The 23,998-nt window shown below is 41.6% G+C and carries 27 protein-coding genes, 1 tRNA gene and 2 pseudogenes; 14 read left to right on the forward strand and 16 right to left on the reverse strand.

The genetic code is table 11. The features are described 5' to 3' along the window. The first annotated feature begins 398 nt into the window (after positions 1-398). Together Q8J68_RS01105 and Q8J68_RS01110 are read left to right on the forward strand one after the other, a co-directional pair. A complete protein-coding gene (locus Q8J68_RS01105) occupies positions 399-608 on the forward strand; it encodes a hypothetical protein (protein ID WP_305309729.1) in 210 nt (69 codons plus the stop codon). A gap of 649 nt (positions 609-1,257) precedes the next feature. Further along, complete coding sequence (locus tag Q8J68_RS01110) at positions 1,258-2,502, forward strand: hypothetical protein (RefSeq protein WP_305309730.1); 1,245 nt, start codon at positions 1,258-1,260, stop codon at positions 2,500-2,502. 589 nt (positions 2,503-3,091) lie between these two features. Here Q8J68_RS01110 and Q8J68_RS01115 read toward each other — a convergent pair. After that, a pseudogene (locus Q8J68_RS01115) lies at positions 3,092-4,200 on the reverse strand (transposase). Between the two features lie 295 nt (positions 4,201-4,495). Between Q8J68_RS01115 and Q8J68_RS01120 the strand changes: the two are divergent. Continuing rightward, the gene (locus Q8J68_RS01120) at positions 4,496-5,059 is read left to right on the forward strand and encodes a toll/interleukin-1 receptor domain-containing protein (RefSeq protein ID WP_305309731.1); all 564 of its coding nucleotides are present in this window, start codon (positions 4,496-4,498) and stop codon (positions 5,057-5,059) included. A 93-nt stretch (positions 5,060-5,152) separates the two neighbouring features. Beyond that, positions 5,153-5,440 (forward strand): winged helix-turn-helix transcriptional regulator, encoded by a 288-nt coding sequence (locus Q8J68_RS01125; RefSeq protein WP_305309732.1) that lies wholly within the window; start codon positions 5,153-5,155, stop codon positions 5,438-5,440. Positions 5,441-5,444: 4 nt separating this feature from the next. On the opposite strand, the gene Q8J68_RS01130 is transcribed toward Q8J68_RS01125, so the two are convergent. Further along, positions 5,445-5,990 carry a carbonate dehydratase gene (locus Q8J68_RS01130; RefSeq protein ID WP_305309733.1) on the reverse strand — a complete coding sequence of 182 codons (546 nt, stop codon included), beginning with the start codon at positions 5,988-5,990 and terminating at the stop codon, positions 5,445-5,447. A gap of 299 nt (positions 5,991-6,289) precedes the next feature. Between Q8J68_RS01130 and msrA the strand changes: the two genes are divergently transcribed. Together msrA and Q8J68_RS01140 are read left to right on the forward strand one after the other, a co-directional pair. Then, a complete protein-coding gene (gene msrA, locus Q8J68_RS01135) occupies positions 6,290-6,895 on the forward strand; it encodes a peptide-methionine (S)-S-oxide reductase MsrA (protein WP_370867573.1) in 606 nt (201 codons plus the stop codon). 86 nt (positions 6,896-6,981) lie between these two features. Continuing rightward, positions 6,982-7,101: pseudogene (locus tag Q8J68_RS01140) on the forward strand (ATP-binding protein); the annotation flags it as partial. A gap of 232 nt (positions 7,102-7,333) precedes the next feature. Here the strand turns inward: Q8J68_RS01140 and Q8J68_RS01145 are convergent. The 7 genes from Q8J68_RS01145 to Q8J68_RS01175 all read right to left on the reverse strand — a co-directional run bounded on the left by Q8J68_RS01145 (position 7,334) and on the right by Q8J68_RS01175 (position 16,026). Then, positions 7,334-7,969, reverse strand: coding sequence for an iron-sulfur cluster assembly scaffold protein (locus Q8J68_RS01145; RefSeq protein WP_305309734.1), 636 nt, complete (start codon positions 7,967-7,969; stop codon positions 7,334-7,336). 39 nt (positions 7,970-8,008) lie between these two features. Next, complete coding sequence (locus Q8J68_RS01150; RefSeq protein ID WP_305309735.1) at positions 8,009-9,181, reverse strand: cysteine desulfurase family protein; 1,173 nt, start codon at positions 9,179-9,181, stop codon at positions 8,009-8,011. Between the two features lie 34 nt (positions 9,182-9,215). Beyond that, positions 9,216-9,635 (reverse strand): DsrE/DsrF/DrsH-like family protein, encoded by a 420-nt coding sequence (locus tag Q8J68_RS01155; protein ID WP_305309736.1) that lies wholly within the window; start codon positions 9,633-9,635, stop codon positions 9,216-9,218. 12 nt (positions 9,636-9,647) lie between these two features. Continuing rightward, positions 9,648-9,869 (reverse strand): sulfurtransferase TusA family protein, encoded by a 222-nt coding sequence (locus tag Q8J68_RS01160; RefSeq protein WP_015052150.1) that lies wholly within the window; start codon positions 9,867-9,869, stop codon positions 9,648-9,650. 290 nt (positions 9,870-10,159) lie between these two features. Next, positions 10,160-11,608, reverse strand: a complete 1,449-nt coding sequence (locus Q8J68_RS01165; protein ID WP_305309737.1) for a sulfatase-like hydrolase/transferase — start codon at positions 11,606-11,608, stop codon at positions 10,160-10,162. 105 nt (positions 11,609-11,713) lie between these two features. Beyond that, a complete protein-coding gene (locus tag Q8J68_RS01170) occupies positions 11,714-12,847 on the reverse strand; it encodes an MFS transporter (protein WP_305309738.1) in 1,134 nt (377 codons plus the stop codon). Between the two features lie 2,681 nt (positions 12,848-15,528). After that, complete coding sequence (locus Q8J68_RS01175) at positions 15,529-16,026, reverse strand: hypothetical protein (RefSeq protein WP_305309739.1); 498 nt, start codon at positions 16,024-16,026, stop codon at positions 15,529-15,531. 157 nt (positions 16,027-16,183) lie between these two features. Between Q8J68_RS01175 and Q8J68_RS01180 the strand changes: the two genes are divergently transcribed. From Q8J68_RS01180 to Q8J68_RS01195, 4 genes are all read left to right on the forward strand, one after another. Next, positions 16,184-16,510: a DUF2551 domain-containing protein gene (locus Q8J68_RS01180; protein WP_305309755.1), complete on the forward strand. Its 327-nt coding sequence runs from the start codon at positions 16,184-16,186 to the stop codon at positions 16,508-16,510. Positions 16,511-16,524: 14 nt separating this feature from the next. Then, a complete protein-coding gene (locus Q8J68_RS01185) occupies positions 16,525-16,926 on the forward strand; it encodes a hypothetical protein (RefSeq protein ID WP_305309740.1) in 402 nt (133 codons plus the stop codon). Positions 16,927-16,992: 66 nt separating this feature from the next. Next, a tRNA-Gln gene (locus Q8J68_RS01190) sits at positions 16,993-17,065 on the forward strand. A 379-nt stretch (positions 17,066-17,444) separates the two neighbouring features. After that, positions 17,445-17,639 carry a hypothetical protein gene (locus tag Q8J68_RS01195; RefSeq protein ID WP_305309741.1) on the forward strand — a complete coding sequence of 65 codons (195 nt, stop codon included), beginning with the start codon at positions 17,445-17,447 and terminating at the stop codon, positions 17,637-17,639. 651 nt (positions 17,640-18,290) lie between these two features. On the opposite strand, the gene Q8J68_RS01200 is transcribed toward Q8J68_RS01195, so the two are convergent. Continuing rightward, positions 18,291-18,800 carry a DMP19 family protein gene (locus tag Q8J68_RS01200; RefSeq protein WP_305309742.1) on the reverse strand — a complete coding sequence of 170 codons (510 nt, stop codon included), beginning with the start codon at positions 18,798-18,800 and terminating at the stop codon, positions 18,291-18,293. Positions 18,801-19,015: 215 nt separating this feature from the next. Next, the gene (locus Q8J68_RS01205; protein ID WP_305309743.1) at positions 19,016-19,195 is read right to left on the reverse strand and encodes a hypothetical protein; all 180 of its coding nucleotides are present in this window, start codon (positions 19,193-19,195) and stop codon (positions 19,016-19,018) included. 361 nt (positions 19,196-19,556) lie between these two features. On the opposite strand from Q8J68_RS01205, the gene Q8J68_RS01210 reads away from it, so the two are divergent. After that, a complete protein-coding gene (locus Q8J68_RS01210) occupies positions 19,557-19,682 on the forward strand; it encodes a hypothetical protein (protein ID WP_305309744.1) in 126 nt (41 codons plus the stop codon). 119 nt (positions 19,683-19,801) lie between these two features. Then, positions 19,802-20,050, forward strand: coding sequence for a hypothetical protein (locus tag Q8J68_RS01215; RefSeq protein WP_305309745.1), 249 nt, complete (start codon positions 19,802-19,804; stop codon positions 20,048-20,050). Positions 20,051-20,114: 64 nt separating this feature from the next. On the opposite strand, the gene Q8J68_RS01220 is transcribed toward Q8J68_RS01215, so the two are convergent. From Q8J68_RS01220 to Q8J68_RS14935, 3 genes are all read right to left on the reverse strand, one after another. Further along, a complete protein-coding gene (locus tag Q8J68_RS01220) occupies positions 20,115-21,545 on the reverse strand; it encodes an ATP-binding protein (protein WP_305309746.1) in 1,431 nt (476 codons plus the stop codon). Positions 21,546-21,654: 109 nt separating this feature from the next. Further along, positions 21,655-21,990 (reverse strand): hypothetical protein, encoded by a 336-nt coding sequence (locus Q8J68_RS01225; RefSeq protein WP_305309747.1) that lies wholly within the window; start codon positions 21,988-21,990, stop codon positions 21,655-21,657. Next, positions 21,942-22,181, reverse strand: coding sequence for a hypothetical protein (locus Q8J68_RS14935; RefSeq protein WP_370867574.1), 240 nt, complete (start codon positions 22,179-22,181; stop codon positions 21,942-21,944). Before Q8J68_RS14935 ends, Q8J68_RS01225 begins: the two co-directional genes overlap by 49 nt. A gap of 190 nt (positions 22,182-22,371) precedes the next feature. On the opposite strand from Q8J68_RS14935, the gene Q8J68_RS01230 reads away from it, so the two are divergent. Next, positions 22,372-22,569: an AIR carboxylase family protein gene (locus Q8J68_RS01230; RefSeq protein WP_305309748.1), complete on the forward strand. Its 198-nt coding sequence runs from the start codon at positions 22,372-22,374 to the stop codon at positions 22,567-22,569. Beyond that, positions 22,494-22,667: an AIR carboxylase family protein gene (locus Q8J68_RS01235; protein ID WP_305309749.1), complete on the forward strand. Its 174-nt coding sequence runs from the start codon at positions 22,494-22,496 to the stop codon at positions 22,665-22,667. The genes Q8J68_RS01230 and Q8J68_RS01235 overlap by 76 nt, the downstream gene beginning before the upstream one ends. A 48-nt stretch (positions 22,668-22,715) precedes the next feature. Here the strand turns inward: Q8J68_RS01235 and Q8J68_RS01240 are convergent, their stop codons facing one another. Both Q8J68_RS01240 and purC read right to left on the reverse strand, forming a co-directional pair. Continuing rightward, positions 22,716-23,006, reverse strand: a complete 291-nt coding sequence (locus tag Q8J68_RS01240; RefSeq protein ID WP_305309750.1) for a winged helix-turn-helix transcriptional regulator — start codon at positions 23,004-23,006, stop codon at positions 22,716-22,718. A 38-nt stretch (positions 23,007-23,044) separates the two neighbouring features. Then, positions 23,045-23,812: a phosphoribosylaminoimidazolesuccinocarboxamide synthase gene (purC, locus tag Q8J68_RS01245; protein ID WP_305309751.1), complete on the reverse strand. Its 768-nt coding sequence runs from the start codon at positions 23,810-23,812 to the stop codon at positions 23,045-23,047. Positions 23,813-23,998: the final 186 nt, after the last annotated feature.

Genomic DNA, 23,998 nt, shown 5'->3' on the forward strand with positions numbered 1-23,998 from the left:
AAACCGGCTGTTGTAGAATATAATCACAATTATTTCTTTTTCGCCTCCGCTTTATACAACAGCAGCCATTACTATAGTCATCACGAAATAGATTTTATTTCCAGGTACTTATACTTGACTACATCCATCTAATCATAAGCACCCATTCCTCAGGTATTCCAATACGATAAAAGTTTTACGATAGGATTAGAAGCAGTTTTCTTGATATATCCTGCATTTTTTATTTTACAACTAATCGCCCTTATTGAGTCGGAACGATTTCCTTACGCCTGACTCACAATTTGTAATGATCTTTTTTTCAGGAGACTTACATTCCACTCCTCAGGAACCCTGCTGGAAGCAATACTGAGGGAAATACTACAAAGACTTCTGCTTCGGTCCAGGAGCAAACAGCCTCAATGAATGAATTTTCAAGGTCTGCCCAGGAGCTGGCAGACATAGCATCGGATATGCAGAATGTAGTGTCTAAGTTCAGTTTGGATACAAATAAGAGTAAAGATGGAAACGCCAGAAAAGAAAGCGTGAATAAGAGCGAAGCAGCAGTTGCTGCAAAACACCAACAAGACAAAGAACAGACTCTAAGAGGATGCAGGTATGAGAAAGAATAAAAGCAGGTGACTGCAGCATAGTTAAAAAGCAGCACCTATTCAGAGATTGCTGCTGCATGTTTTATTTCGTTTAGCATGTTCTATTTCGTTTAAATAAATAGAACGGAATATAATTTCAATAATTGACAATAACCCCGTACATTCCGTCAGTGCCGGAATGTAGCGTACCCATGCTCATACTACACTATTCCCCTACTGAACCACCACAGTCCACCATTTCCCACCGAACCGCTCATACTCCACTTATTGTGTTCCTGCAAAGGGATAAGGCAAAGGTCAACGTTTTTAGGGGGCTGAGGGGATGAGCCTTTACCCTTATTCCGTTTTGCAGTTGCATTTCGTTTTTCCGTTTTACTTTCCCGGAGATTCCGGTTAAGTTACATATCGTACCTATATGCTAATTGGTCATTGCAGGTGTTATGCCTGCAAAACCTACTAATCAATAATAATATATAAATATATCTATACTAGAATATATAATGGCTATCATCATTATGAGAGTTCATATTTATAGAGTGACTTCCCCCCTCTGATAAAGAAAGAACTGCCGATAAAATAGATTCTTTTTCATGGATGTGCCGCCAGCCTGCAGAAGTTCATCCGTCCACAAAACAGATATCAGAACAAGTCCACAATCATAATCATCAGTATGAAACTCGATGACAGGATATACGGCTCACAGATGAGCACTATAGAGAGAGAGCTCCTCTTCAACCGGGAAAATACCGGTTTTGTCAGATTTGACGGCAATAGCAGACGCACATTCTATCTCGAACCATCTCCTTTTTTAGTATCAGACAAAAATGAGGTATTCTATCTTATCAGCGGCAAGGCGCCGGGCAAGAACGAACTTGTAAAGGTGGAGGTGGCAGACTCCGAGATAATTCACAAGGGAGGGAAGGGCAGATTCTCTAAAACGAAAGTCAATTTTGTCAAGAGCTGGGAGTCCATCGATCCTAACTCGATCTCAAAGGCCAGAAGCCTTATGGACTTTGAGGAAGTCATTGATTACCTGAAAATGCCTTACATTGGAGATAAAGGCGTACTTGACTGTATCGGCATGGGAAGCGCCCTATACATTTCCTCCACTCCTCCACGTACCCGGCAGGTCGGAGGTATTAATGCAGCAGTGCTTGGAAAACAGAAAAACTGGAATGCGTACACCGGTTCAATGAACGCTGTGATTCCTTCAGACTTCAGAAGAGCATCTTCAGATTATTACTACAAGCTCTCAGAGCAGGACCGGGAATTTGAAACAGGAACGAGAAGAGAGGTCAGCCTTTCATATCTGAATCCGGCGGTGACGCCAATGCAACTGCCTCTAATACTTGATATCGAGGATGTGAAAAGCCGGAGCAAGATCAACGCGTACTGTAAAGAGGATTACTCTGTGCTGAATGCGCACCTTCTTGATACCCTGTTGATGAATCCGTCCATACCTGCATCTCTGGACCCTTATATCACTGAGAAGACCTATGAACTCAGGAACGACCTGATGGATATGGGCGGACTTCCTTATAACCAGGACCTGGGCTCTGCAATTTCCCTTATGGGTCTTGCCTATTCAAGGCTGCAGCATAAAACGGAATGCTCAAAAGATGATGTTAAGGAAGTCTTTGATTTCTGGGTGGATATGACCCACAATGTCAGCAGGGAACTGTCAACTCCTGTTACCCTCACTGAACTGTACAGCCTCAGGAGAACTGAAAAAACCCTTTATACTGACCTGTGCGCAGCCTTTGGCACGGATGTTGCTGTATCCGTTGAAGAGGCAAAAAAAGCGACATCGTTAAAAGAGTCGCAATTTGAGGCTGCACTAGAAAAACTCAACCTTAAAGGGTATGTGCTCCTTATGGGCAACTACCAGACTATACGTATATTGTGTAAAGTATGAAGATTTATCAGATCCATTGTATATTATGTTGTATGCAGATATGATAATAAAGCCGGATGTATTCGAAAAAGATTATTCTTCCCTCTCTCATTTTTTATGCGGGAATTTCAGTGCATAAATGAAAATTCAATGTCATTGAAATGAACGGGACGTTTAGAAAATCATCTATTGTGCCATCTTTAGCCGCGACGCAAAATTAATCAAGGTTTAGGTTAAATAAAAAAGGTGACTTACTATGTGTTGCGGGTCGTGGGGAAATGAACCGCAACACGGGAGTGGATTAGTTGAGAGATGTTGGGGAACATCTCGGATTCGTTAGGAGAGAGGCGCCTTAAAGCGTGGTGGTTTCCAGGCGCCTCATCCTACTACACAACCGTAAATGAAGACTTAAGGGATGTTGGGGAATATCTCGGATTCGTAAGGAGAGAGAAACCTTAAAGCGAGGTGGTTTCCAGGTGTCTCACCTTATCCTTTATTAGTTGTAATAAGTCAAAACTAGTATAAAAATCTTCTCTTCAGCCGGAAGGCGCTTTCCTGAGGTTATCTAATTAGCTCCCAAACCCTCCCATTCTAATTAGACAAATCATTTTCAATAAAACCTTCCAAATGAATTTCTTTTCGTAAACCCACTCTGCAGTTCTGTAAGTACAAGCAACTGATACGATACAAAACTTAGTAGAGAGTAGAGTTTCCCACTCTCTGCTCTAACTCTTCTTATATCGAACTTGACCACATCCTTAATGTGTCCATGTTTTGGTTCACATTCTCCTCTTTTCTTGTACAGGCTAAGGAACAATCTGTCTCTCATATTTTGATTCCGCAAGTACATTCCAACCTGTTCAGACCTTCCATTTTCATAGAGAAACTTTAATTTAACTTCAATACTTGCATGTACATCTTCACCTATATCCCACATTTTATTTACCCAGTGATCAATTCGGTCAATTTCACCCTCTTTGCTGATCACAGCATTTTTAGGATAAGCAATAACTGGTCTTGCATTCAGATGATACCAGATATCTTCATGATTTGTAAATGCTTTATAACCCGTATCAGCTGAATAAAGATCAATATCCGCATTCATTTTTTTCAATGCTTCAACATGTTTGATAAGTTCGGGGGAATCCCCTGCTTTGCCATTTGTATGTGTCATGAAAACAGGATAGGTTCCTACCATTGTAATGTGGGCTTTGTCCATCTTGCATTCGTAATGAGAATTGTAATCAGCATATTTATCGTATCTTGAGGCTTCAAGCGGAGTTGAATCGATCTTAGCTTCTCTTATTTGAGTAAGTTTGAGAATCCTTTCACCGACTAACATCATTATTTCACTGATTCCATCTTCGCCCAATCGGTATTTACAAAATTATGTAATGTCTTTGGTGAAGGAAGTTTTATGACACCATTGTCATCGTAAAAAGCGAGCAGTATTGCTTCTTCCTCAGTTAAAGAGGCCATAGTTTTCTCATAGGATAACTGCCTGAAACACATCACAATGAAGAGTTTTATCATTGAGGAAATGCTATACTTAAAATGCCAACTGTTGTTGGCATACACAGTACGTTCTAAGTACTGTGAAATATCTTCTATGCAGAGGAAGTGCAGGAATTGGCAAATTGAGGCGCTTTCTCTGTTCAGATAGTTTTCAATGGACTCCTCAAACTTGACTCCTCCATACATTCTAGATTTTTTAGCCATGAGGCGGGCCAGATTTATGCTATTTATAGCTACCGCCCCCCCCCCCAAAAAAAAAAAATAGGTGCTGAGGATAACGAAAAAAAAAGGATAAGCTTTTATGCCGAAGTTCTAATTAGACGGCCTCTTCCTATACAGAAAATTAACTGCTATTTTTTAGATGATCTTTACCTGAATGTCTTTTCTCATTTTTCTCAGCAGAAATATTCTGCATTTAAATGGCACTTAATGAATGACATTATTCTTCTCTCGTAGTCGCGAACCTGTTATATCAGGAAAGATATCATTTTACCTCTGTATGATTGACAGGATATACATTTCCTATACTGAAAATGACGAACTCCTTGCGCAGGAACTGGCGCAGGCACTATGGGCTGTGAACCTGAAGACTTCCTCTTCCATGTACAGTAAAGTTCTTTATATTTCCATGGCGCAACGCATCCGTTTTGGTATCAGCCATTCAGATTGCATGATAGTTATTCTAACAAGAGAGAGCGCCCTGTCACCGCGCGTCAACCAGGAAATAGGTATGGCTGCATCAGAATGTGACAAGCTGGTCATTGTCCTTGCAGAAAAGGGTGTTGAGCTTCCCATACTAGTCCAGCATATAAAACCAATATTGTTCTCGCAGAATACCTATACGGATGCACTGGGATACCTGATATATACCTTGAGGAACCTTACCAGATTTGAATGGTTCAGGATACAATGCCCCCATTGCGGGGAGGAAATGACCCAGTACATCACGCCGCAGGACGAAGTGGACAGGTCCCTAATGACAGGAACTCAGCTAAATGCGATGTGTAACTACTGTGAAAGTGATCTATTTCTTGATCCAAGGACATTCAAGCCTGTCCTGTGATACACATAGTAACACCTTACATGGAAGTCTGCATAGCGATAAGTATTATTAATTAGAAATGATACGTCGTCTGATATTTGTGGTGGGAATAATATGGCCGAAGATTCGATAGACGAACTGCTCAGGTGGATAGTAAGTGTTGAACGCCGTGTAATATTGATTGACTATCTGAAAGAACACTCAATAGCAAAAGCATCGGATATTGCTCACAAGACCAACCGGTCTACGCAGAATATAAGTCGCGCTCTGAAAGAATATGAGGACAGGGGAATCATCGAATGCCTGACTCCCGGAAAAACAACATGGAAAAGATATGTTCTTACAGCTTATGGCAAGACACTTATTCAAAAATGGAAGGAAAATAATTCTGGTCCATTTTAAAGCCCTATGCTTGCGTAGCAAGATTCTTGTAGCCATTCACAAGGTTGAGATTTGCCTTCACAACTGAATCCTTGAACTTCACAAGCTCAGAACTTACATCCTCAAGACACTCCACCGCATCCTGGCTGGTTATGCTCATGCCATCAGGCACTACCTTGCCGGCAGGAATCCGGACCTTGCGTACAGTCGCATTGTGAAGGACGAGCGTATCATTACCTACGACGCAGTCAAACACCACAGAGCCAAAACCCACAAAGCAACCCTCGCCCATTATGCAGGGGCCATGCACTATGCATCCGTGTGCGAGGGATGTGTTACTGTTGACCACCACATCGGAGTTGGAAAGAGAGTGAATGATAACACTATCCTGGATGTTGCAGTTGTCACCGATCATAACGGATGAGCCAGGCTCGTCCGCCCTGATGATCGCATTGTGAGCCACAAACACATTATCCCCAATAGTGACATTTCCGACGATAATGGCGGTTTCGGAAACCCACGCTTTTTCACTTATCTGCGGCATCTGGTTCTGGGGGTTTGGGTACAGCATTTAGTTCACCTTCTTTCAATTTACGTTATCATCAAGGCACGAGGAATCTCAGAGTACGATTCTCCTGAAGAGATGTTTTATCGTACTTTTCAACTCAACGTGATGTTAATATGAGAATTTATGACAATTTATTTAAACCTGTTGATTAGAATATATTGTTTACCTGATGAACTACAAAGCAAGTCATGAATAAGCTGCACAGTCAAGTCTCAGGGGTTTGGATAGGAAGCTACAGAAATGTTTATTGCAGGTAAATCCAAAACTTTAAACCAAATCACATTGGATGTAAGTGTTATAATATGTACACTAAGCGCAACCAGAGTCTGTCAACAATATCTGATACTATCATGAAGCAGGATGCTGCGATCTCTCCATTTGAAAGGGCGGATAGCACTGAGCAGAGTCTCCACGACCAACTATTGGCCGGTGATTATGAGATAGCAACCTTTGGCGCCGGAAGTTTCTGGAGAGTTGAAGCCATATTCCGCCAGGTAGCAGGTGTTATAGGCACAGCCGTGGGTTATGTTGGAGGTACGGTCGACTATCCAACATATGAGCAGGTCAGCACCGGCAAGACAGGTCATGTAGAAGCTGTGCAGGTTATATTTGACCATGAGATCGTTTCTTACGATAAACTGCTGGAACTTTTCTGGGAATTGCATAATCCGACTGCCCCCGGGAAGGACTCAGAAACCCTTTCCAGCCAGTACAGGTCCATGATATTCTATCATAATGAAAGACAGCGCAAAATAGCTGCAGATTCAAAAAAAGAAAAGCAGGATGCCGGATACTTCAAAAGGGATATCGTTACTGAAATATTGCCAGTGACCCGTTTCTACAGGGCTAAAGAATATCATCAGCAATATTATGAAAAAATGGATTCCGGCGGGCATTTTATCAAGTAGGTTGTTTTTCTGAGCGAGGTACATACGCTTTCCGGAAAGCTCATACTCACAGAAAATATGAGGGTACGGGTCTTGCCCTTGCCCTTTCCAAGGAACTCATTGAACTCCACGGCGGGATAATATGGGTGGAAAGTGAACCCGGCAAGGGCAGCACTTTTACATTCACGCTTCCCCTGGATAGGGGTCTTTGTCATGATAGTGGATAATGGGAGAAAGGGGGAATAAGAATAGCACATTACAAACTATTCGAGATACTTATGAAATTGCTTGGAGCAGCTGATAAGGGATTATGAGATCAAACGTCAGATGGCCCTGATCAGGCGGGCTGACTCCCAGTATTAACATACCTGTACTACTCAAGATCCTGGTTACTTACCTGATTCCATCAACATGGAATCGTTCTACAGGTATCTCTACCAAAAATGGGAAGGATCATCTTTATTCAGCAAAGATGACCTTCACTTCAGTAACATCCCAGAGAGATTGAATCTTTTCTATTATATCTTCCCTTATGGCTGCGGCAAACTGGTGGTTGGAAGGCAGATCAAGCAGTATCCTGACAGATCCTTCCTTTACGTCTATCTTTGTCACCAGTTCCGTCCTGACGATGTCCAGCCCTGCCATGGGATTCATGACATGCTTGAGCCGGTTCCTGACCACGACCTCGGTGGTAGGCTCCTTTGCGCTCACAAGTCCATGCTTCTCCTCATAGTCACGTATCGCAGACCTGAGGCCTTCAACGGCAAGCACCGAGCAGTGGGCTTTTACCGGCGGGAGACCTCCAAGCTCTTCGGTGGCCTGTTTCCAGCTTATCTCTTTTGCTTCATCGATGGTTTTGCCTTTGGCCAGCTCAGTGATTATTGAAGCTGTGGCAATATTGGATGCACATCCGTATGATTCGAACTTCACGTCATCTATGACCTTTGTTTCCGGGTTGACCTGCAGGTAAACTGCAACCATGTCACCACAGGCGGGGCTGCCTTCCAGCCCTTTACCATCCGGGTTCTCCATCTTTCCCACATTCCGGGGGTTTTTGAAATGCTCTAGAACTTTCTCACTGTATGGGAACTTCATTATATTACCTCGATATGTAACTTAATATTGAATTCCAATTCATTTATTTTTCTCGTAAAGCGGACTGATAGCCCTAAGCTGTGCCACTATTTCTTTCACGGCATCGATTATGCCGTCCACATCATCCATAGTGTTATAGCGTCCAAAGCTAAAGCGCAGGGATCCGTGCGCTCTTTCATGATTCCCGCCTATGCCCATGATCACATGGCTTGCCTCAAGTGACCGGCTGAAGCAGGCGGAGCCGGTGCTCACTGCAAATCCTCTCATGTCCAGATGCAGTGTCATTGATTCGCCTTCAACATAGTGGAAAGTTACGTTCGCGTTCTGCGGTACACGCTGATGCCTGCTGCCATTCAGCGTCACATGGGGGACCTCCTCCTCAGCTCTCTTTATGGTATGGTCCCTCAGAGATGCAAGAAATTTATTTTCCTCAGGTGTCACAAGCTCCACGGCCTTTGCAAACCCGACAGCTCCCGGGATGTTCTCAAGTCCTGCACGGCGATTGGATTCCTGGAATCCTCCATCCATCCACTTGTGGATGGGTGTGCCCTCCCGGATATACAATGCCCCGACACCCCTTGGACCGTGGATGGTATGTGCGGACATCGTTACAAGGTCAACTGGTATCTTGCTGACGTCGATAGGCACCCTGGTGAAACTATGTGTCGCATCTGTGTGCAGCAGCACATCCTTCTCTTTACAGATCTCTGCAATGGCCTTTAGGTCCTGGAGAGTCCCTATCTCCTGGTTCGCATGCTGTATGGAAACAAGGGTAGTGTTCTCGTTAATGGCACTTTCAAGTTCTTCCAGGTCAAGCACACCTTCGGGACTCACACTGATATAATCTGCCTTATAACCCTGTTTTTCCAGGGCCCTAGCGGTATTGAGCACGGGGAAATCCTCGATCTTTGAGACAATTATGTGATTGCCTTTCTTTTTGGTGAGAGCCGAGGCGACACCTTTGATTGCCATGTTGCTTGATTCCGTTTCACCGGAAGTGAGCACGATCTCATCCGCAGTTGCCCCCAGGAATGAAGATATCGTTGCACGTGCACTCTCAAGCCCTTCCTTGGCATCGATACCCATGGAGTAACCGAACTCTGAAGTGGCTACTGCGTAAGTATCGAAGTAGTATGGTTTCATAGCATCCAGCACCCTTTCATCAAGGCGGGTACTGGCAGCGTTATCAAGATAAACTGTCTTATCCAACATTTAACCTCCAACAACTAAACTTTAACATATCGATCTAAATGAAAAGTGTGATACTGGCATCCTTTGCTTCATGGATGTAAGTGCCAACTGCTCCGTAATCATCTATCCATTCCCTGCGGAGCTCCTCAGGCTTTATCCCCATTATTTCCATTGTCATCTCACAGGCTATTATCCTGCCGCCGAGTTCTTTGTAATCCTCCATGAGCTTCTCAAGCGGCGCGACATTGGCTTTCTTCATTCTCTTGCCGACCATCCACTTTCCAAGTCCCAGCATGTGCATCTTTGATAAGGGCCCTTTCTCCAGGCCCCCTTTCTTAAGCCGCTGCAGTCCCCAGAATGTGAAATACAGGGATGCCTCCATTCCCATGGAAAGAGCGCCATTGCCTATTATGAGGGCACTGTATATCTTGTCCAGGTCCCCGCTGTGAACCACGATAACTGTCTTTCCGGACATTTTAACCGCCGCCTATCTTTTTATCCTTATCTTCCAGTCGTTGTCTTTACCTTCGATATCAACAACTTCAAGCCCCATAGCCTCACAAGCCATAGGTATCTCTTTTTTTGAAGCAGGGTGTGTTCCCATGACCACTACCTCATCTCCAGGCGATGCTTTTCTCAGTGCTTTACGGCATTCCACGAGAGGGACAGGACATGTCTGACCCCTTACATCAATTTCCACCTTTGCCATAATAATCCCCGTTGGACCGGATGCAACAGCTGGTTAACGCTGTTAACTCCTCTGTACTATCTACAATAATATAGTTCTAACCCTTGACAGATATCTATACTGATATTAATCAACACTTTATATCTATCACTATATTCTTTGCAGTATTTAACAGTGCAGCACTCTACATTATTTGTCCAGGTCTTATTGTAACTTCTATTTGTAGTCTATAGTTGTAACCATAGCTTGGGGACTGTATGTATAATTGAGTGAATACATCACTTTTAACATCACTAAGAAAGACTTAGGATTTATTCTTTCAGTATCTTCCTTATCAGAACAAACCCGATGATATTGATAATGACTATCAGGACACTGCCAATAAGATAGCGCGGGTTCCTGAGGAATACCTCGCTTGTAGAAGCTGCCGCAGGCAGGCTGAAATCAATATGTTCGCTTCCGGCAATAAATATCTCCTTTTTCATAACCGATACGGAGCTATCATCGGATGTAAAGTGGATATTGTAATTGTAACCGGTTTCCACTCCCCGGAGCAGGCTGCTGTCGGAGAGAGTCGTCGAAAAAATAGTGTCTCCTTCTCTCATGATCTCCAGGGTGCCTTTTTGAGGCACTGATACTTTCAGGACTGTATTGTCCCTGAGTGGTATCGCATTCCCATCGGACAATCTGAGTTCGTTTGGCAGATATAATATATCAAGTATTGTAGGAGCAATATCTTCCTGCCCGTAACTGCCTTCTATGACGCTACTTGCAATACCGGATGCCGATACAACGAAAGGCACCATTTGTGCCTCATTGGTCTTGGAATATTTGGCTGCCTGGTGGCCGCCACGGGAATCCGGGCTTGGGAAAGCCATGCCGTGATCTGCCGTGAAGATAAAAGCAAGGTTATTCTCCTTGCATTTTACATAAAGGTCCATGCATGCAGCATCAATGCCATCGATAGATGCAATATAGCCAGTATCTTTTTTGTAGTGACCTGCAGAATCGACAGCACCTACATTAATTGTAAGCAGGTAGTGCTCTTGCGGATAATTGGCGTGCATGTGATCGATTACATCTATTGCAGTACTAATAGCCCAGTTATTATATATGTCGTATCTCTGCTGGGACCCTTCCGGGAATTGCCTGAGCCGGTCATCCAGTACCGGTATGCTATCCTGCATGAGGGCAGCCACTTCCATTGGTATCTGTTTTTGCCCTGCGGAGTTAACATTTGTCATGACGAGCATCTCAGGCCGGTTGACGGAATTGGTGACATCACGTATGATAACATCCTGCTTGGAGCACAGGCTCGCGAAATCGCCTTTGTGCATTACTGCGAAACTGTAATAATCGTATTCATGAGCTACATCGTAGATGGTAGTGCCCGACCCTTCTATTACATCGGACAGGGCCTTTGAGTAACCCGTAACAAGGACAGAGTGCCCTGCTTCCGTGTATGTCTGGGGAGCCCGCACATCAAGCACCATGTAACTCTTGCTTAAAATGAGTGAAAGATTACCCCCCTGCGATTTAGGAAGCATCTGCCCATCAAGTGCGTAAGGTGTTAACTCGGGATAGATATACGGGGAGCCCAGGCCATCGATGATCAGGATCACTGCTCCTTGTGGGATATCGACTGGGTTTACTTCCAGAATCTCTGTTGCGCTGGCTGTCTGGAATGCAAAGGCCAGCAAAAAAAGAATCAACAGTACTCTTGAGTGTGTAAACAGTGATGTTTTTTGTATTCTTTGCATGTCTTCTGTGAGGAGGAATCGCTATAATAAAGTTTCTATTTGAAACGCATTTTTATAAAAAGACCCGGAATGAACTCTCGTGAAGTAAGGGATAAATAATTAGTTCTAACTCTCACTTTTTAATTTATCCTTAATAAGAAGAGAAAACAGGAGTATAATGGCGCAGGCTGCAAAGATAGCTTCAAATCCAAGAATGCCAAGGAAAACACTGGCAAACACTGGCATCAGTCCAATGCCTGCATAGATGCAGGTGTTAAAGATGCCCATTGCAAGCCCTCTTTGGATTCTCATATTGGTGACTGCCAGCGGTAAACCTACCATGCCGGTGCCGGAGCCTGCACCAATCAGTGCAAATCCGGACAAGGGGTGCAGGATGGTTAACAAAGTGCCAGTTGCAGCGATTGCTATTCCTGCCCGTATCATTTGACTGTAGTGCAAATTCAATCTGCCTGCAGCTATATTTGCTATCATCGCACTGACATACATTGCTGCAATGGATATCCCAAGAGCAGTTTTGCTAAGGGTCTCCTGGCTGTAGTCCGGATAAAAAGCTATCACTACTCCGGTTATCCCAAAGAGCAGGAATGTGATTATCCATATGCGGGAGTATTTTGCATTTGTAAAGTGATCGGTAATTGTGCGTACACCGGGTATGTCCGGTTCCTTTGCTCTCACTTTCGGACTCGTTTCATGGCTCCTGTTATCCTGCCTCAGGATCATTGCGCCAGCTACTAAAAGCAGTATTGCCATTGCGGTGAAAATAAAGATCCCGCCTTTGATATACCATTGCGCTAGGTAGCCTGCCAGCGCGACTCCCAGTGCCAGACCTGCATTCAGGAGGAAGTTGAACTCGCCAATGTACCGGCTCTTCTCTTCGTATTCTGACAGCCTTGCATAGGCCACCGGGAAGAAAGCCCCGCAGGCAACCCCTTCTGCCAGTCTTGCAAGCACAAGCACGAACAGGTTCTCGCTGACAAGAAGCACTATACCGGAAACCAGCGTCAGCAGGATTGAAAATACAATCAGCCGAAGACCGTCGTACCTGTCCGAAAGCAGGCCAAAAGGCAGCATCATCACCAATGCCCCTATGAAGTATCCCGAGAACAGCAGGCCCGATGCAAGGACTCCTGTACTCTCCTCCCCCGAAGCCGCTATTTCCGGCAGTACAGGTATAACTGCATTGGACAACCCCATTATCAGGAATACAGTAAAGTAAAGCAATAGCCTGTTTTTGTCCATACCTCTTTGTCACCACTCCACAGTGATTGGCTCGGAGCTTAATAGCCTTTATCGTGAAAGCTGGCCATGGCCAACTCTCACTTCCCCAGGATCAGAACAAGTGTACTTAGTGAGAATCTCTTAGGGTACATGCAACCCGTAACATGCAGGATTTATGGGTTGACTCCTCAAAAATCAGCCAAATTTGAATTGAAATGTAAAAGAAATTTACAATAAAAATTTACGTTCTTAAAATATCAATTTTCGTTTGTTAAAAGTGTTTTTCTTTTATTGGATACTATTGTGTATACAATAATTTATAGTCACCCATAAGTTAACTTCCTAAATAAATTTAATATTAAATAAACAAAAAAATAAAGTTAAATTAAAAAATAAGAAATGCAAACTTTTATTATATAGCTATTTTTATAATATGCCTTTTTATCAGTAGACCCTAAATACTTGACAAAAGAGCAATAATAATATAAAATTGTGTCTATATTAATCTAGTTTCGTCTTTTTTTTATGAAATTTTTAAATAAATTCATAACTACCGATTTGACTGACTCAAAAAGTGAGAGTTCCATGGAATGAAAATATTGACTTCATCTTTTGGATCACAAGATATGCATACTTTAGCTGAAAGGGTCTACAACGAGCAAAAAGAGATTATGAATTGGTACCTCGAAATCCTATCAAAAATCCAAGTTTTAAAAAGTGGCGTATATTTGCGTTTTTAGGGCTTATTGTGCCGTAAGACTATGTAATGCTATGCAAAGCTTTTTTTATCATAATACGAGTATAACTAAAAGTGAAGTTAAAAGAATAAGACTGATCGAGCTTCTTTTAATTTTAACAGGATTCATTTTCTCTGGGTTTATAAGTCTATATTTCAATGCTTATAATTCTCATGTCAATGTTTTTTTTGGACTTGTAATTTTAACGTTCTTCATTTCAGCTATCGACATATATTCTAATCACATTTTATCGAAGAAACAAGAAGAGAGTAACTTTAGTTATCTTGTTGCATGTTTTCACCTAGCTTACCAAACACTAAAACCGGAGTTTTCTTGTTTGTAGGTCGTGGCGGAAAATATGCTCTCGTGAAAAGGTATTCCGCAGGAGCTAAACTGAGGGAACCACAGCCCAAATATAATAATAACGCACGTTATATGAGGATATCTTTATTGGACGCAAGGGAATAAACCAATGAAAGCAAAATCACTTACAAACACGGGGTTCTTTAGCAATTCCAAAACCGCCATTAATTAATGATCATCAGAGAACTTACCGACAAGTCTGAGTACTAGTATTAGCAAAGATTCGGCTGAATGGCTCACAGTTTGGAACGTTATAAAAATTGCAAATTAATCTTAATAAGTACGAATGTAACCCGCTACAGTTACAAACAAACAAATTTTAAAGTATATGCTCGAGTATATATTAAAACTAATGTTCGTATTAACACAAACAACATCTTTAATATATTTTTTCTAAAGAATTGTTTATATTACGTATCAACTTTTAAATTTTAATACAAAATAAAATAATAAAGTCTAATTAATTAATGCTATATTTATATAATTGTTTTTAACTTGTTTAGTGTATACTCCGTAAACAAAAAAAGTAAATATAAACATAGTAGCATAAAAATTCATTTTAACAATTTTTATAACTTGATAGGATTGATAAGAATAAAGGGAGGTGTGAGAAACTGAGGGATTGTGTAATAAAAAATAGTATATTTATGCAATTAAGTAATGATATATTTTCTTAGTTCAGAACGTAATACGTTTTTAATAAATGCGTGTATTATTATAACTATAAATAATATTATGTGTGTTTCTTCTTTACACTGCAAGTGCAAAAAAATGCAGCTTTGTGTATTCATATATACTATATGCATGAGTTTGCCTGGAGTTTTCAACCCTATATTTCTCTTAACTCGCTCATTCTATGGACTATAAGAATGGGGGGTTTTCCACCTTCAACCCTACGATGATCTACAAGAAAAGATTCAAAATACGTACATCATATTTTGTCAGAACTGTATTCTTATAGTTATTGTAATGATAGCAAGCGGCCGCTTCTCTATAAAGTCATGTTTAAGGGGAACACAATTTTGAAATGAATGGATAACATGTGCCATGAAGTGAAATGTGAAGGGCTATTGTAGGCTGGCTCGAAAAAAGACTTTCGTTTGAACAAAAAATTAACTCGAATAATACTTTTAATTACAATGACATTACCATTTTGCCCTATACGTACTGACTAGAATTATGACTGCGTAGTGTAGACTAAACGTGCCAAATGTACATATATAAAAATAGCCTTATAATAGTGAGATATACTCCAGCTTAAATGTGCAATATTACTCAATTGCATAATGTTAATTTTAATTATTATGTAACCTCTCACTTTTTCAGGGGGAATATTGGAGGGGTTTTGTTTGCAATATGGCGAACGAAGTAAATAAAATATGAATAAATATATTAAATTTAATATATAATATTTATTTAATAAATATATTTTTATTTAAATGTGTATATCTTTTGTAACTATTTTTAGTTACATAGAAATAACTAGTTTAATAGATATATCTTACAATCAGTATCAACTAATTCTATGTACTCCATAAAATTTAGATGTTATTAGTTTACGGATGTATCATAAAATTGTAGAAACGCGTTTCTTAATACTGTTTAAATCTGTAAATAAATACCAAAGAGTTCTCCGAACTCCGGATATTTCTTGCGTGCCCTGTAGAGATATTGACGTACGTATTTTTTATTGTTTGCTTTTGCGAACAGAGTTTCGATCTCAGCCCGGGTGAATATGGTTTCCAGCTTCTTCAGTGGGATCGCCTGTAAAGCTAATAATTCTTCAGTAGGTTCAGTGTTCACCTCATTTACTGCATCCGCATCTTCCAATACCGGCTGCTGTAGGGAAGTGACTTCCTGGAGAGGATGTTCTCCAAGCCATACCCAATATTCATCATACAGGATAGCATACATTCGCCCACATGCAGAGCACCTGGAAGCGACCACATTCTTGTCACCTTGCAGATGATAACTTATACTGACAACATCAGCATTACATTTACTGCAAATACCAATAAGGTTCTGTTCAAGATTATCAAGGGGAAGCTCTATCTCGCTGGTTTTGAGGATATTCTTCTGCAGGTCATAAGTATAAGGCATAGCTTCACCAAAAACTGAGAGATTATTGAGAATGCAACTTTTGTACAACTATAATACAAGCTTTTTTAGTCCTTCATGATATCAAACTTTAAAAACCTATTTATAGATAGAAGTAGATATAAAAAAAGGCTATATCAATATAGTAAGAGGTGTGACTATAGAATCAATTCGATCAAAAATAATACGAAGACTCCAACGCTTTATCGAACTTGATGTCAATGGTCTTCGCAGTTGTATACTATCAAAATTCCTGAACGTCAAGGAAACCACTGTCGACAAATTGCATGCAGCCATCACTGAAAAGTATGCGGTCTCACGCAGTGCTGTGGCATCAATGGTCGGGTATATATACTCTAAAATAGGAATACTCAGATCCTATAAGGAATCCTACAAAACTCCCATAATCTATTCCCTGAAAGAAGAGTATGCTGATCTTATCAGAAATGCGCTTGAATCAAGCAACACCGCACAACCAGCAGTGTGATTTACCAGGATGGCATGTCCATAGTCAAGAATGCTCCACGGACATCTACCACTATCGTTATACGTTCCGATGCTAATGCACGCATAACTCATTCCAGGGACCCCTACTATAACCTGATGAGACGCCTCTTCCAGGAAGAAGCCACTGCCGTGCGCGGTCAGAAGTTCCTTGTCATGGTAGAAGAGCGACAGAAGAGCGGCAACCCTATCAAAACAAGCGAATGGGAAAAAATGCTTGAGGAGCTTGACATCGGACGCGCTTCCTTTTATGCCATGCGTAATAAGCTATTGGGAGCCGGCCTGATATCTAATCGCAATGGAGAGTATCGTTTATCCGGCCAGTTCAGCAAGGATCTCATCGACCTGGCCCGATGGTGGTGGACAGCTGTCCTTAATGAGAATCCTGAAAGCCTTTAAAAACTCAGGAGGCTTCGACCGATATCTTAATATCTTACTATTGCAATTTAGGAATACTTTCGTAGAAGCCCGGTAGTGTAGTGGTCAATCATGCAGGACTCTGGATCCCGCAACCTCGGTTCGAATCCGTGCCGGGCTACTAATATACATTATATAGTCTTATTCATACGCTGTTTTCTATAATATGCATTATAAACTTTCGAGATAATATCATAGGAACATGTTTCAAGCAAAATAAAACCTAATAGATATATTCTATGTCTTGTATCTATGAGAATTCTAAAGGATCTCTTCTGCCTTCGATAGAATGATCTCGGCCTGTTTTTTGTTCTTCTTAGCGAACTTCTTGAGTGTGTGTTCAAGATCGGGCTTGATCTTAAGGTTGTGCATCTCATATGCCTGATCTATTCTTCAGGTCATCAACCGGACCAACCTCCAAAGCACCTTGAGTTGCAATCTTCTTTGCCTTTCTTAAAATTATAAGTCGTATAGTGCCTATAGTGCCTATAATATCCTATATGAACGACACAATAACCATCCAGGTAAAAAAGACCACCAGAAACGCTCTGCTTGCGCTAGGTCGCATGTACGAGGATTATAATAGTGTGATCGAGGGCCTTATCAGAGAACATAACAGCAAAGTGCTTGTGGAGCACAGCTGCAATTTCGTTGCTGAGCGTAAGGACGAGTTCGTGAGCATCGATGAACTTTGAAGTGCTGGTGCTTCCTGAAAAAAAGGATTGACACCATATTCTTCGATATAAGCCAGCCTTGCATTCTCAGAAACATCCAGCATTTCCTGCTCGCTCATAATAAGGTCGTAGTCCTTGCCCTTAACCATGTTTTCTGGCGGCACTCCATTTTCAGTAACGATGATTCTTTTTCCACTCTCAAGGATGTCTCATTCAGATAAGCAGGAAGTTCCTCCCGTGCAAATTTTACGTCGTTCTCAGTTATCCCGTACTTCTGGTACAGAGAATGAAGTTCTTCATCAGTTAGTGTAATTCTTTTTTGACCCTACATCGGCAATAATCGCAGCAGAGAATGCTATAGTTATGACGAATACTATAACAACAATAGAAATTATTCCAGATCTTGTGTTATCTCTCATCCATTATTCCTCATTGTTGTTCGATCTCAGTTGCATTGCCGGGAGTTACACTACTCCCAGGATTCTCAACTTTATCCACAGCATCCTCTGGTTTGTATCGTTGCCTATGCATCTGATGCATAGAAAAACAAAATAATACAATGCAAATAATTTTTCTATGGCTCATAATTTATGATTGATGTAGCCAGCTATTAAATTTGTTGAAGTACTCATTCCGGCTGGGGAGCTTCTCTTGGTTCCCAACACGCTGGGCTCAAATCTTTGGCTTCTCAATCATTCCTTCAAAAAAGAAATCCGACTTATGATTTTTAACATACTCAAGTACGCCAGCTTCAGTCTCAGCCTGCAGTTTGTATAGTTTATCATCCAAATCTCCAAAATCCGGTTCGAGTTCATCGAGTTGTTTCTGCCGTTCGTATCTGTCCTTAATAGGATATCCGCCCATTCTTCTGGCTGATTCTTTGATGAGCTCATAATTCTCTTTCATTCCCATTAACTCGAAGGCTTTCATGGCATCTTCCCAGACGACCCCCGTGGAGTTGAAGTAGAACTGGTCATGCCCACCGTTGCCGACTTCTGCCAGATACCACTCAATTGCAAATACATACTTCTGGGGAACGGTAAACTTCTCCAGATCCTTCAGATACTGCTCTTCGCCGTCGTAGATGCTGACGGTCCACCACAACGGGTCAATGATTTCACAGAGCCATCCTTTATTTATTGTGTCCTCGTCAACTACTACTTTTACAAGTTCCCTATCCATTTTACAGTCCTCTTGGTGCGGCTTCGTATCTCAATATTCAGGATCCTCAACTTTTCCCATGAAGAGTATTCATTTCGTCCGTTTATTCTCAATGAAGAACATAAAAGGATGATCAGCTTTGAATTCCAGCACCTTTTCGGGCACTTCCTCAATCTGTAAGGCTACAATTAAGTGTAAAAAAAGAGAGGAAAAAGTCTTTTTTAGGTCCTGTCGATTCAATCTAAGACCGCTTCGGCCTCATACTCAATGCCACCGATCTTATTTGCAATAAGGTTGTACGGGATGGCCATTATTATGCTTCCAATTACTCCCATAATACCGTAGATTATCGGGAACCCAACGAAGATAAAAATACCCTCAGAAACAGGGCCACTCAGAATTGCTATTATTCCCATCGGAATTGCAATCAATAATCTATGATCAAATACAATATACCCAACATCTTTGCGCAGGAAATCACGCCAAGCCTAGTCATAACCATTTTTTGTGTCATATGTACCTTCTTCAATAGTTTTCTAAGTATGGTGTAATATTTTTGACATATATATAATTTTTGTTTCGCATGTGCTTGTAATTCCTATATGTATTGCACAATGCATCAAAAATCCATACTTTCCCTATACGTATTACATGTTCAAATCGAAGCAAATTACAAAGTAAGAGCATTTTCTTAAAGTTAAAAAAATAAAAATACTATAAGTTTCAAATGACAGGAATTGTAGAACACTACTTTAAGGTAATCAGATGAGTACAGCAATGACAGAAGAAGCGATTTTAGAGCTCACGACTAAAATCCTAAAGGAGAAACTGGTGCCCTCAATCTGCGTATTCTATTGGGACATGGCTCATAAAAAAAATAGTATTAACGAGAGGTTCAAATGATGATGAAACTATAGAAGACTACGACCCAGTGAAGGGAATTGAAAATATAGGTCAAATATCAGAAATTTCGGTTTTGACACACAAACAATCAGGAAATTACAGAACAATGGATCACTTCGATGCCAACTTACAGTTTTGATGGTTCTAACCTCACATTAAAAGACCATATTGTTGAAGAGACATTGCCTTCAACACATGGATTGATCTACACGTTTACCAGCAGTCATGAAGGCTATGGTAATCGCTCGGATGAAGTGTTAACTGAAACAGCCACAAACCATACAATCAGAGTTGGTCTTAGCCAGCGGAAGATCATATCGGCTGTAATTGATGGATCATGGGATGAGATCAGACAGGTGCCAGTGTAAGAAAGTAAGCTCACACAGATCGTGTGAGCTTGAGTATATTGAGATAAGTATAAGTCAGTGGAACTTACTCAGCCTGGAAATGTGACAGGTACTCCTCCAGTGTGATCAGCAGAACACTTTCCTGTCTGGCGATCTCATGCATCTTTTTTGTGAAACCGGACTTACTTATAAGGGCAAAGTGCTCTTTTCTTTCCGGCAGCCATTTTACATGTTTTGCCTTCTCCTTCAGTTCAAAATAGACATCTGCGTCTGTTCTCTGGTTCTGCCATTTACATTCGCAGAAAAGGATATCCTTTGAATCCTGATTAAGAGCCACTATGTCTATCTCATAATCATTCTTTCCTGCCGGCATGTTTAAGATCTTTCCCCATTGCCTGCCGATGGATCTGATCTGGAACGGGAGTTCATCCTGTGAACTGAGGTACATGAGTATTTCTTTGCCCACCTGCTCGAATGTTTCCCCAAGGTGTCGGTCGTAGCTCTTATCAAGGTCCTTGATAGGATGCGAGACATCGCCGGTTTCAATAGAACTCCTGTGAATCAGTACATAACGGAACCAGAAGCGAAGGAATGGATCATCGATGGAGTAAATGGTCTTGCGCGTTGATGACTTCTCAGCTACAGGGTGTTCTTTTCTCACAAAGCCAAGCTTCATGAGGGTATCCATGTAATAGGATAGGTCTTTGGCCTCAAGGAAGGCATTGGTGGCGATCTCTCCTGCTCTGGTCGCTCCCTGGGATATGGAATACAGTATATTCATGTAAGTGGCAGGCTCCCGCAGTTCCTCCAGAAGAAGGAACTCGCCTTCGGCATAAAGCACGCTTTCTTTGGAAAATACGGAGCGTTCAAGGTTGGTATAAAGATCCTTTTTCGGATCAAGGAAGCCCATGTAAAAGGGAATACCTCCGGTCACACCATAGATCCGCATCAGTTCCTGTGCTGTTAAACCCTGAAAGAATTCAGCGGTGTGACGCAGAAGCAGTGGTTCTATCTTCATCTGTCCCGTCCTTCTGCCATAAAGCGGGCTGGAGCGGGCAAGGGTTGTTTTTTTCATCATGGAGACAGAGGAACCACAGAGGATCAGGTGAAATGCTCCTCCCCTGAGGACCTCATCAACAATGAGCTGGAACACAGAAGGTATGGATTCATCCTGCTGTGCCAGGTAGGAAAATTTATCGATGGCAATAATGAGTTTTTGGTCACTTTTCCATTGTTTTCTTATGTACTCGAATATCTCATCGAAACTTTCGGCGGCCGGCTCAATACCATTGAACAGGTCTGAAGCCCTTTTCCTGAACCTTAGAACATTGGACTGTGTACCTCTCATGTCTGCCAGAAAATAGATATGAGGTTTGTCCTGCATAAACTGCTGGATAAGCTCTGTCTTGCCAACACGCCGGCGCCCGTAGATAACTGTGAACGAGAAAGCGCCGGAACCATATTCCCTGTTTAGATATTCCAGCTCATGAACACGATTAACGAAATTACGGAACATAATTATTATGATTGTGTTCCGTATATTTATAAGTGATGCCATTGATACAGCAATCCATTGTTTCAGATACGTTATCGCTGTGAGTCATATCCTTGATGACCATGATATGTCAGAGAATGGCTGTGTTCGCATATCTAAACATATACGGACAGCTGAAGTTAGTATAACAAGCAGCTATAATTATACTTGCTATCTCGTCATCTTCGACTGAAACAAATATGCTTTCTTTTGTTGGAAGTGGAGAGTTTGCTGCTAACTGTGCCTTGTAGTATGCCACCTCAAAGGAGCCGTCAACTCCCATGACCTCACCTGTGCTCTTCATTTCCGGTCCTAGAAGGATGTCTGAACCTTTGAGCTTTATAAATGGGAACACAGACTCTTTTACAGCCACATGGCCTATTTCTTTTTCAGTGAGAACAAAGTCTTCGAGATTTGCTCCTGCCATACCTTGGTAGCTATCTTTGCGGTGGCCATACCTGTTACTTTTCTCACAAAAGGAACTGTGCGGCTGGCTCTTGGATTGGCTTCAAGTATGTACACATCCCCGTTGCACACAACATATTGTATATTTATAAGTCCCTTTACTTTTAATTCAAGTGAAAGATCCCGAGTATATCGCTTGATCTTCTCGATCACTCCATTAACAGGGATTATGGGGGAATGACACAGGCTGAATCCCCCGAATGGATACCTGCTTCTTCAATATGTTCCATGATCCCGGCAATATACACATCTTTTCCATCACAGATAGCATCTACATCTATCTCAATGGCTTTTTGAGATTATCGAAGATGCTCATAAGAACGATGTCAAAGTCTTCATAGCTGTGGTGGGACTAGCAGCGCATCTTCCCGGTGTGGTGGTAGCACACACAACGAAACCGGTTATTGGAGTTCCTGTGAATGCCGAGCTTGACGGAAATGATTCCCTGCTCTCGATGGTTCAGAAATGCCTCCGGGTATTCCGGTTGCATGTGTGGGAATTGGCAGGGGGGACAATGCAGGCATTCTCGCTGCTCAGATAATGGCAGTCACTGATAAGGAACTGGAAGCAAAAATGGCAGAATATAGAAAAGAACTTGCAGATAAAGTAGAGATGGACGCACTAAGCCTGTTCGAATAGGTTCCGTAAAGCCTAGTATCTCAAATTATGTTCAGGAAAAGATGAATATCAATCATAATATTCATCTTCCATCTTCTTCAATATTTCTTTTCCCGTGCTCGTTAAAATATATTTTTTCCAGGTTGCTTTTTCGGGAGTCAGACATTTTATCAGATCCTTATCCTCAAGCTCCTTCAAGGCACGACTGATATTCTGTGTCGATCTGTTTGTCTCATGGGCAATGTCGGAAGCCTTGATAATAGTATGATCTTTCATAGCCTCCATTAGTACCAGACGCCGATCGACACTTATGACCCATATAAGCAGTTCATCTAACGAATTCTCATTCCGATTATCCATAAGGATCTCCTCAAATAAAGTTGTCTGGTATTGTTGTTTCAGATATTGGTTCCCTGTAGCTTATTGAACAGTTCCCTGTAAGCAACACTCAGATTTCCGATGCTTTTTCTGAACACATCTTTGTCAAGACTCGTTATAACTCCTTTATCAAAATCATCCTTTTTCCAGAAACGACATCCATCCGGAGTGCCCACTTCATCAGCAAGGATTATTTGACCATCAGGGGTTCTTCCATATTCTACCTTGAAGTCTGCCAGTATTATACCACTGGAAACAAGTTCCTGACTTATTATATCATTTATTGTTTTTGTAAGATCCGTTATATATTCTATTTCCTCTTTATTTAACCAGCCATTTGCTATTATTTCGTCTGTGTCTACAGGCCGGTCCACGGCTTCGAACTTAGTGGTGAACTCGATCATTCCACCAGGTATTGGCGAACCTTCTTCTGTTCCTACACCTTCGGGAAGTGTGATCTCGCCTGCTCTATATCGACGCAAAAAGGAACCTGCCACGTAATTTCTCCAGATGACCTCAACAGGTACTATGTCCAGACGTTTGACAATCATGCTGGTTGAGGTCGGGCATTCAATGTAGTGCGTAGGAATACCGTTTTTTTCCATGATCTTAAACCAGTGTTCCGCTATTTTGCACGTAATTTCTCCTTTTTCATCGTATTCTGATTTCTTCTTGCCATCAAAAGCAGTTACCCTGTTGGTGAATTCAAAAACGAGGTTCCCGCTTGAGCTTTCATAGATGTCCTTAGCCTTTCCTGAAGAGACATACTTGAGATTCTCTTTCTCCATATGCAATAAATTACGCCCCTTGTTTAAATAACTTGTCATATGTTTTAATATATCTGAATCGAGGATTTTAGGATAAAGAAAGGGCTAATCCCCGCCTTTTCAAAGGTGGGATACAGCTCGTCAACTTTTCAGAGACAAGTATAAATACGTATGATAACCATATGTATGATGAACAATGACAAAAAA

Source organism: Methanolobus sp. (assembly GCF_030682845.1).
Lineage (GTDB): Archaea > Halobacteriota > Methanosarcinia > Methanosarcinales > Methanosarcinaceae > Methanolobus.

What these genes read in the sequence shown, in the direction of transcription:
- Q8J68_RS01105 (WP_305309729.1), top strand. Translation starts at nt 399, where the DNA reads ATGAATGAATTTTCAAGGTCTGCCCAGGAGCTGGCAGACATAGCATCG.
- Q8J68_RS01110 (WP_305309730.1), top strand. Translation starts at nt 1,258, where the DNA reads ATGAAACTCGATGACAGGATATACGGCTCACAGATGAGCACTATAGAG.
- Q8J68_RS01120 (WP_305309731.1), top strand. Translation starts at nt 4,496, where the DNA reads ATGATTGACAGGATATACATTTCCTATACTGAAAATGACGAACTCCTT.
- Q8J68_RS01125 (WP_305309732.1), top strand. Translation starts at nt 5,153, where the DNA reads ATGGCCGAAGATTCGATAGACGAACTGCTCAGGTGGATAGTAAGTGTT.
- Q8J68_RS01130 (WP_305309733.1), bottom strand. Translation starts at nt 5,990, where the DNA reads ATGCTGTACCCAAACCCCCAGAACCAGATGCCGCAGATAAGTGAAAAA.
- msrA (WP_370867573.1), top strand. Translation starts at nt 6,290, where the DNA reads ATGTACACTAAGCGCAACCAGAGTCTGTCAACAATATCTGATACTATC.
- Q8J68_RS01145 (WP_305309734.1), bottom strand. Translation starts at nt 7,969, where the DNA reads ATGAAGTTCCCATACAGTGAGAAAGTTCTAGAGCATTTCAAAAACCCC.
- Q8J68_RS01150 (WP_305309735.1), bottom strand. Translation starts at nt 9,181, where the DNA reads ATGTTGGATAAGACAGTTTATCTTGATAACGCTGCCAGTACCCGCCTT.
- Q8J68_RS01155 (WP_305309736.1), bottom strand. Translation starts at nt 9,635, where the DNA reads ATGTCCGGAAAGACAGTTATCGTGGTTCACAGCGGGGACCTGGACAAG.
- Q8J68_RS01160 (WP_015052150.1), bottom strand. Translation starts at nt 9,869, where the DNA reads ATGGCAAAGGTGGAAATTGATGTAAGGGGTCAGACATGTCCTGTCCCT.
- Q8J68_RS01165 (WP_305309737.1), bottom strand. Translation starts at nt 11,608, where the DNA reads ATGCAAAGAATACAAAAAACATCACTGTTTACACACTCAAGAGTACTG.
- Q8J68_RS01170 (WP_305309738.1), bottom strand. Translation starts at nt 12,847, where the DNA reads ATGGACAAAAACAGGCTATTGCTTTACTTTACTGTATTCCTGATAATG.
- Q8J68_RS01175 (WP_305309739.1), bottom strand. Translation starts at nt 16,026, where the DNA reads ATGCCTTATACTTATGACCTGCAGAAGAATATCCTCAAAACCAGCGAG.
- Q8J68_RS01185 (WP_305309740.1), top strand. Translation starts at nt 16,525, where the DNA reads ATGTCCATAGTCAAGAATGCTCCACGGACATCTACCACTATCGTTATA.
- Q8J68_RS01195 (WP_305309741.1), top strand. Translation starts at nt 17,445, where the DNA reads ATGAACGACACAATAACCATCCAGGTAAAAAAGACCACCAGAAACGCT.
- Q8J68_RS01200 (WP_305309742.1), bottom strand. Translation starts at nt 18,800, where the DNA reads ATGGATAGGGAACTTGTAAAAGTAGTAGTTGACGAGGACACAATAAAT.
- Q8J68_RS01205 (WP_305309743.1), bottom strand. Translation starts at nt 19,195, where the DNA reads ATGGGAATAATAGCAATTCTGAGTGGCCCTGTTTCTGAGGGTATTTTT.
- Q8J68_RS01210 (WP_305309744.1), top strand. Translation starts at nt 19,557, where the DNA reads ATGACAGAAGAAGCGATTTTAGAGCTCACGACTAAAATCCTAAAGGAG.
- Q8J68_RS01215 (WP_305309745.1), top strand. Translation starts at nt 19,802, where the DNA reads ATGCCAACTTACAGTTTTGATGGTTCTAACCTCACATTAAAAGACCAT.
- Q8J68_RS01220 (WP_305309746.1), bottom strand. Translation starts at nt 21,545, where the DNA reads ATGTTCCGTAATTTCGTTAATCGTGTTCATGAGCTGGAATATCTAAAC.
- Q8J68_RS01225 (WP_305309747.1), bottom strand. Translation starts at nt 21,990, where the DNA reads ATGGCAGGAGCAAATCTCGAAGACTTTGTTCTCACTGAAAAAGAAATA.
- Q8J68_RS01235 (WP_305309749.1), top strand. Translation starts at nt 22,494, where the DNA reads ATGCCTCCGGGTATTCCGGTTGCATGTGTGGGAATTGGCAGGGGGGAC.
- Q8J68_RS01240 (WP_305309750.1), bottom strand. Translation starts at nt 23,006, where the DNA reads ATGGATAATCGGAATGAGAATTCGTTAGATGAACTGCTTATATGGGTC.
- purC (WP_305309751.1), bottom strand. Translation starts at nt 23,812, where the DNA reads ATGGAGAAAGAGAATCTCAAGTATGTCTCTTCAGGAAAGGCTAAGGAC.